Source organism: Xenorhabdus lircayensis (genome assembly GCF_016306625.1).
Taxonomy (GTDB): Bacteria; Pseudomonadota; Gammaproteobacteria; order Enterobacterales; family Enterobacteriaceae; genus Xenorhabdus; species Xenorhabdus lircayensis.
Genome location: NZ_JACOII010000031.1, coordinates 123,234 through 130,279, shown reverse-complemented (window position 1 = coordinate 130,279; position 7,046 = coordinate 123,234). Strand labels below are relative to the sequence as shown.

At 42.1% G+C, this 7,046-nt stretch carries 6 protein-coding genes, 1 tRNA gene and 1 pseudogene; 5 read left to right on the top strand and 3 right to left on the bottom strand.

Translation table 11 applies throughout. The features are described 5' to 3' along the window. Positions 1-245 precede the first annotated feature (245 nt). The 4 genes from H8A87_RS08230 (at position 246) to H8A87_RS08215 (ending at position 3,148) form a co-directional block, all read left to right on the top strand. Positions 246-1,019: a Thoeris anti-defense Tad2 family protein gene (locus H8A87_RS08230; RefSeq protein WP_198689493.1), complete on the top strand. Its 774-nt coding sequence runs from the start codon at positions 246-248 to the stop codon at positions 1,017-1,019. Positions 1,020-1,219: 200 nt separating this feature from the next. Continuing rightward, a complete protein-coding gene (locus H8A87_RS08225) occupies positions 1,220-1,477 on the top strand; it encodes a hypothetical protein (RefSeq protein WP_198689492.1) in 258 nt (85 codons plus the stop codon). A 174-nt stretch (positions 1,478-1,651) separates the two neighbouring features. After that, positions 1,652-2,449 (top strand): phage tail length tape measure family protein, encoded by a 798-nt coding sequence (locus H8A87_RS08220; protein ID WP_198689491.1) that lies wholly within the window; start codon positions 1,652-1,654, stop codon positions 2,447-2,449. Between the two features lie 159 nt (positions 2,450-2,608). Further along, positions 2,609-3,148 carry a hypothetical protein gene (locus H8A87_RS08215; RefSeq protein ID WP_198689490.1) on the top strand — a complete coding sequence of 180 codons (540 nt, stop codon included), beginning with the start codon at positions 2,609-2,611 and terminating at the stop codon, positions 3,146-3,148. A gap of 226 nt (positions 3,149-3,374) precedes the next feature. Here H8A87_RS08215 and H8A87_RS08210 read toward each other — a convergent pair. Continuing rightward, positions 3,375-4,265: pseudogene (locus tag H8A87_RS08210) on the bottom strand (tyrosine-type recombinase/integrase); the annotation flags it as partial. Positions 4,266-4,426: 161 nt separating this feature from the next. Continuing rightward, positions 4,427-4,501 (bottom strand) — tRNA-Arg (locus H8A87_RS08205). Between the two features lie 184 nt (positions 4,502-4,685). On the opposite strand from H8A87_RS08205, the gene mlaA reads away from it, so the two are divergent. Next, the gene (gene mlaA / locus H8A87_RS08200) at positions 4,686-5,438 is read left to right on the top strand and encodes a phospholipid-binding lipoprotein MlaA (protein WP_198689489.1); all 753 of its coding nucleotides are present in this window, start codon (positions 4,686-4,688) and stop codon (positions 5,436-5,438) included. A gap of 61 nt (positions 5,439-5,499) precedes the next feature. On the opposite strand, the gene fadL is transcribed toward mlaA, so the two are convergent. After that, a complete protein-coding gene (gene fadL, locus H8A87_RS08195; RefSeq protein ID WP_198689488.1) occupies positions 5,500-6,804 on the bottom strand; it encodes a long-chain fatty acid transporter FadL in 1,305 nt (434 codons plus the stop codon). Positions 6,805-7,046 lie beyond the last annotated feature (242 nt).

The window sequence follows — 7,046 nt, the reverse complement described above, 5'->3', positions numbered from 1 at the left end:
CAACTTTCGGGGGTCAGATCACCGCGCGGGTTTTTCATCAGCAGCAAACGTTGAATTTACACCCCAACCGATACCTATGACTGCGGATAATCAGATTTTATAATCTGTCACCCGATATTAAGGCGTATTAATCTCTGTGTTATGGTATTCGATTGAAGTAAAAATCTGACCTAAGTAATATTAACTGGCTGTTTATTAGTAGGATGAATGACCTTGAACTTTAACGAATAATAAGTGAGGGATTTATGTCTGAAGTTAATAAGCCAGAGAATACTGAGAGGAACTGTTCACTTAACCCCGTTCAATACAAGAGTAACGATGTAATCGTACCCATTGGTTCTTTCCCGTGGGCAATGGTGCAAGTGTATTTAGGAAGTCTTGTGTATCGCAATAATTGGGACTACCCCGATGAATACATTGGTCTTACTCCTGAATCAGCGGCTAACGGTGAAAGTAACAACCTGTCTTATGTTATTAAGAAGCGTAAGCATAATAACTTTGTATCGTGGCAACCAACACAAGAAGACCTGATGGCTTGTGACTGGAGTCAGATAGACTATATGTTGTCTTTTGATCTTGAATTAGGAAGTAGTACATATGAAGGTGGACAGGATTGGGGGTATATTGCTGACGATGAATTTGAAGGTCTAAATGAACGCGCTTTCGGTATATTAACCAGAATTCAAAACAAAACAGATATTGAAAAAATCTCATTATTCTATTGGGAAGAAAGAAAAAAAAGCGAAGAACTCTCCAAGGGTTTGTGGTGGAAAGTATCTTCTGATAATAGTAAAAAAGGTTATCAGAAAATGAGTGAGGTGTTTAACAAAAATCTTTTTGTAACTGTTGATGGTATAACCTATAACCTTGGTAGTGCGAGTCCTCAAACACTAAAAGGTAAAGGTGAATACGAATACGTTGGAGCTTATCTTGATATTAAAGCGCAAGAATTAAGTACCATGTTGAAACAAACAGGACAAACTAAACGTTTCTACTGCAACTGGCGTGATAAAGAATAAATAAATTGCAGTAGTTCAAATTTGTCTCCTGATTGCAAGGTCACATATCTGTGGTCTTTTTCACATTTGCCGCCCAGTGCGGCTTTTTGCATTATCTTGGTTTTTGCTTAATTGCACATTCCGTCGAATAGACAGGTCTAGAAACATCATCAATTATCAACCTCCTTCGGGAGGTTTTTTTATACCCGAAGGAAACAAAAATGACTGATGTAGCAACTATCTCATTGAAGGTTATTACTTCTGACCTTGAGAGGGGCGAGCAGAAATTAAACTCATTTAGTGGTGCCGCTGAAAAGGCAGGGAATTCTACAAATAAATTAGCTAACCAGTCGGAAAAGCAAGCCGCCGCTTCTGCTGAAATGGCGAAAGAAATTGACAGGACACACCGAAGTATTGCAGAGCTGGCAGCTAAGGAACGGCAAGCAGCGTCCGCCTCAAAGGTTCTTGCAGCAGAGTAAGATAAAGTCGCAGAGTCGTTCTTTAAACAGATTGATGCGATTAAGCGCAATGCGACCGCCACAGAACAGTTAACCAAGATTCAGGCAGAAGCCAGAAAAGCCCGGCAATCTGAAAAGTTAGACCTTGAGTCTTACCGCAATATCCTGTCTGACATTATCGGCAAAAAGAAACAGATGGCAGATGCTGATGCGAAACAATCGGCTGCGAGCCAGATGTTTCTGTCCAGATTAAAAGATCAGCTCGCAACCCAAAATCTGAGCCGCAATGAATTACTGAGGCACAGGGCAGCGCAATTAGGGGTTAGCTCTGCGGCAGATATTTACATCAACAAGCTAAAAGAAACGGGCAGAGCTACTAATGATTTAAGCGGGAAAAATAAATCTGTGATTAGCAGCCTGAAAAACATCGCAAACACAATAGGCATGGGCGGGCTATTGCGTGGTGGTGGAATTGGCGCAGTAGTTACAGCGATAGGCGGTATCGCCAAGGTCGCTTATGACGCGGAACGGGAATTCACCCAATTCAATAAGCAGCTTATTTTGACGGGTAATTATGCCAATAAAACAGCCGGACAACTCAATGAAATGGCGCGGGTAATGGCGGGCAACGGCATAACTCGGTCTGATATGGCTGCGTCTATTTCGAGCGTAGTTGGTACAGGGGTATTTAGTAATAATGAAATATCTCGTGTTGCTAAAGCAACTGCACAGATGAAGAAGGGCGGCAGCATCACCATTGAGACGTTCCACCGTCAGCACGCGCATTTGCCTGAACGGTTTCAGAACCGGCGGATAAAAGCCATCGTGGACGGCGAGAAGGTTTACTACGCTGATGGGGAACCCTGTGACATTCCCGAAGGGTGTCGCTTGGACGTCCGTGTCCAGATGCCGGCAGATTCGGTGTGGAACCAGCAGCAACAGAAATCAGCAGATACCGCCCCCGATATCCCATGGCCTGAACAGCCGAAGTAATGACAGGGGCTGCGCGCCCCTTTCTGATACGCTTTCAGAACCAGCAGATTCGGTGTTGAATTTGAGGAAAAAAGCACAAGATTCGGGTTAGGAAAAAGTTTACATGGTCACGCAGGGGGAGTAGGGTTGATTGTATTCTTGGAGGCGGAGGATTTTAACATGAGGCTAATTCATGCATATGAAGATTCCTATATATTCGAAGAACCACTTAGGAAAAACGAGAGGAAAAATCGACTAACTATCGGATGTCATGGGTATGGGCCGAGGATACCCAGAGTCCGAATAAATGGTCAGGATTATAATCCTGGGCAGCTTTCGGATAGTATAAAACAATGGTCAGAATTTAATAAGCTGTACAGTGTTCGACTTATTGCTTGTTATTCGGCGAATTCTAAACCCAGCGGAGGGATTTGGCCAATAGATGGTTTTCCTTTTTCAAGCTCTTTTGGCTCACAGCTATCTATTCTGCTGCCAAATGTTTTTGTAAAGGCATATAAGGGTAATATAGGTACGAATTATGATCCTGCGAGTATTAAGGAGTTTAATGATGATTATGGTAGTGAATATACTGAAGACGGGTTAAGTGATCATTTTAAAGTACGCAAAGATACTCCTAATCAACCTTATCATTGTGTAGTTTTTCTCAATGGGCAAGTTTATAGACAAAGATACAATCCAAATACCCTTCTAGCACCCTGAATATGCCTTCATTCCAATCCTTTGCTCCACCTTCATTTCCGACAGGACTTTGTAATCCCATCCTGAGCGGTAATTAAATAAAATAAATTGGTTATAATAAAGGTGGGATTAATCACCTTTTAACTCTTTGATTTTACTAATCTCTGGCACGGTGACAGAATTACGTAAAATCAATAGGTTACGTTAAACGGGAGAATTGTCCTCTTTAACTCATTGATATCTCTTATCTCCCGCATGGTGCAGGTTTGGACGCATAGGTAGGTATTGGTTTCAGAACTGTGAGTAACTCGACGACCTGATTCGACATTGGAACTACGTGTAATTTCCGATTCTTCATTATCTCAGGTGCGATGGTAATCAGCTTGTTATTGAAATCAACGTTACTCCATACCATGCTACGTAACTCTTTAGTACGCAGCGCTGTGTATTGTAGAATCTGGGTGGCTATTTTTGAGATGATACTACCTGAATATGAGGATAGTGCCTGATTGAAAGAGGGGATTTGATCTACCGTCAGGAATGGATAGTGCTTCTTCTTATATCCGGTCATTGCGTCAGCTAAATCTGGCGCAGGATTATATTTTGCTCGTCCTGTTACTATTGCATATCTGAATACCTCCCCACATCTACGCCGAGCCTTACATGCTCTTTCCATAGCTCCGCGCTCTTCGAACTGACGTATCACCTTGAGTAGAATTAGTGGCTCTATCTCTTCCATTGTCATATGACCAATGTTTGGCAGAATGTCATTCTGAAACATACTTTGTAATTCTTTTGCGTATCTTTCAGACCAGACGCCATGCTTGAATTGATACCACTCATGATAGATAAATGAAAATGTATCTTTGGGCTTATCTGTGAATATATTCTTTTTTGATGGATCTATCCCATTAGCTAGTTCTTTTTTTAATTCGAACACCTTGCCTCTAGCCTCTGCAAGGGATATTTCAGGATATTTACCTACTGTATGAATTTTTTCCTTACCATCAAATTGGTAACGCAGTTGCCATACCTTTTTACCAGATAACGGAATATATAGATAAAGACCATTACTGTCTGATAGACGATATGGTTTTTCTTTTGGTTTAGCTGAATCAACCTGTTTTACAGTGAGCATTGGGTAAAATTCCATTGGGTAAGATTCTTTACCCAAAATTTACCCAGATAAGAGTGCGGCTGTCAACGAACTAATACGAACTTCTACGAACGATGATTTATGTATGAGATATGATTTTAAAGGATTTTGCGAACGGATAAGAACTGCGGTGAACTGTAGTATGGCGTCCCCTGCAGGGATCGAACCTGCAACTAGCCCTTAGGAGGGGCTCGTTATATCCATTTAACTAAGGGGACAATGAGAAGCAGTATACCTGTTTTTCTTGCCGGAGATAAGGCATAGCGAACTGTTTGCCTATATAATCACCACTCTTTTTGATTACCATTAATGAAAAATTGGCAGTATATTTAACATATTGGGTTCATTGATTGGTATGCAGTGTGAGAGTCAATGTCTAAAAGTCATTATGCGGAGAACAATATGAAGTATCGTCTGAGCGGGGTTGCTCTTGCAGCAGTCTTATTAGTGGGATGTGCCAGTTCATCGAATACGGTGAAACAGGGGCGTTCTGACCCACTGGAAGGACTTAACCGTGCTATGTTCAGCTTTAATTATGATGTTCTCGACCCTTATGTTCTGCGGCCTGTTGCTGTAGCTTGGCGTAATTATGTGCCTATGCCCGCACGAAATGGTATCGGCAATTTTATGAGTAATCTTGAAGAGCCGGCTAGCATGGTTAACAGTTTTTTGCGTGGTGATGTCCATGAAGGTGCAAAACACTTTAACCGTTTCTTTTTGAATACTATCTTGGGAATGGGCGGGTTTATTGATGTTGCTTCAATGGCAAACTCTAAACTGGCAAAAGAAGATTCGATGCGTTTTGGTAGCACATTAGGGCACTATAGTGTGGGCTATGGTCCGTATGTTGTTCTGCCCGGTTACGGCAGTTTCACACTGCGTGATGAAGGTGGTAACTTTGCGGATATGACTTATCCCGTGCTTAGTTATCTCACGGGCTGGATGTCGGTGGGGAAATGGGTGTTTGAAGGTATAGAAACCCGCTCTCGTCTGCTGGATTCTGACGGCTTGTTAAAGAACTCTTCCGATCCTTATTTGATGATGCGTGATGCCTACTTCCAGCGCCACGATTTTATGGCTAATGGCGGCAAGCTAGCACCAGAAAAAAATCCTAACGCAGCAAGTATTCAAGATGAATTGGATTCCATCGATTAATCTGGGATCCATAACCAAAAAAGGATAGCAGGTGCTATCCTTTTTAGATCACCGCATTCAGTTAGAACGAATAGTTAAAGTTCACACCGTACAGCCACGCAGTTCCTTTGGAATCAAACTCATAGGGTGCGTTGAAAGGTGCCGGCATGTCTTCTTTCAGTTTTTCGCTAACACGTACTTTTTTACCGCGCATATAGGAAACACCGACATCCACAGAGGCATCTTTATTGAATGCGTAAGTAGTTCCGACACTTAACCAGATACGATCTTGATCGGGAATGGATATAGAGCGATTTTTGGCTGGAACTGGGCTTTCATCGAAGGCGATACCAGTACGGAATGTCCAGTTATCGTCATAGTAGTAAGTTGTACCCAGCGAAATACGGTAAGCGTCACGGAAACCTTCGTGCTTCTCAAATGCGATTTTACCAGTATCATTTCTTGTTGCTTTTAATTCCTTGAATTCGCTCCAGCCTGTGTACAGGAAGCTATAGTGAATTGCCCATTGTGGTGCAACACGGTTATAACCAGAGAGTTCCCACATATCAGGTAAATTCAGATCCAGTTTACCTTTGACTGTCTTACCACTTGTTCCAATAGGTTCAGGCAAATCATTGCTGAAATCCCCGCTTTTGAACTTCACTTTGACTTTTGAACGGTAAGTCAGGCTATAACGGTTATTTTCGTCATATTGATATAGCAGCCCCGCATTCCAGCCATAGCCCCAATCCTTACCTTCCAATTTGGCTGCCTCAGCACTTGCTGGAATATTGAGTCCTGTCATTTTAGACAACGCGGGGCCTGTTTCTCCCATATGGCGAGTGATTTTAGCATCTGCATAAACAGCATTGACACCTAAGCCAAAGCTGAACTGATCATTAAACTTGTAAGCACCGCTTAGGTTTAGGTTCACGGTTTTGAGATCAGTTTTACCGCCAATTGGGCCAGCAGTATAGTTGTTGCTGAAACTGGTCGCTAAGCCAAAGTTGGAAGTCGCAGATGCCCCCACATACCATTGCTCATTGATCGGTGTAATAAAATGCAGGTTTGGAATCCATGCATGTGGTGCAATATTTTTAGCGTCGGTGCTATTGCTAGTTACAGGGGATTTTCCTGTGATATCAACATCTGGGTTGACATAAATTAAACCGCTAGAAAACGATGGGCGATCAAATAAGGTCATGGCCGCAGGGTTACGACTGCCCACAGAAGCGTTGTCTGCAACGACACCTGCCCCAGAAAATGCACGACCTAGTGCTGATGATGAATACTCATTCAATTGAAAACCGGCAGCACTAGCGTTGGATGAAATAACTGCAACCGCCACTGCTAATGCTGAACGTGTAAACAGGTTTTTCTGGTTCATAACCAAAACCTCATTGTTTAATTATTATTAAAGTGCTACTCAAGTAGCTGAGAGCGCGGGATTGTAGAGTCGGTTTGCCAAAGTGACAAATCAGACCAGTGCACGAAGTATAGGCCTGATAATAGAAGATGTTGCAAGAATGTTTTTAAAATATAACCAAGATGATTGCCAAAATGGGACTTGCTTAACAAAAAATAGACAATAAATGTTAATTAAATGTAAATAAGTATTTTTGGACGTGA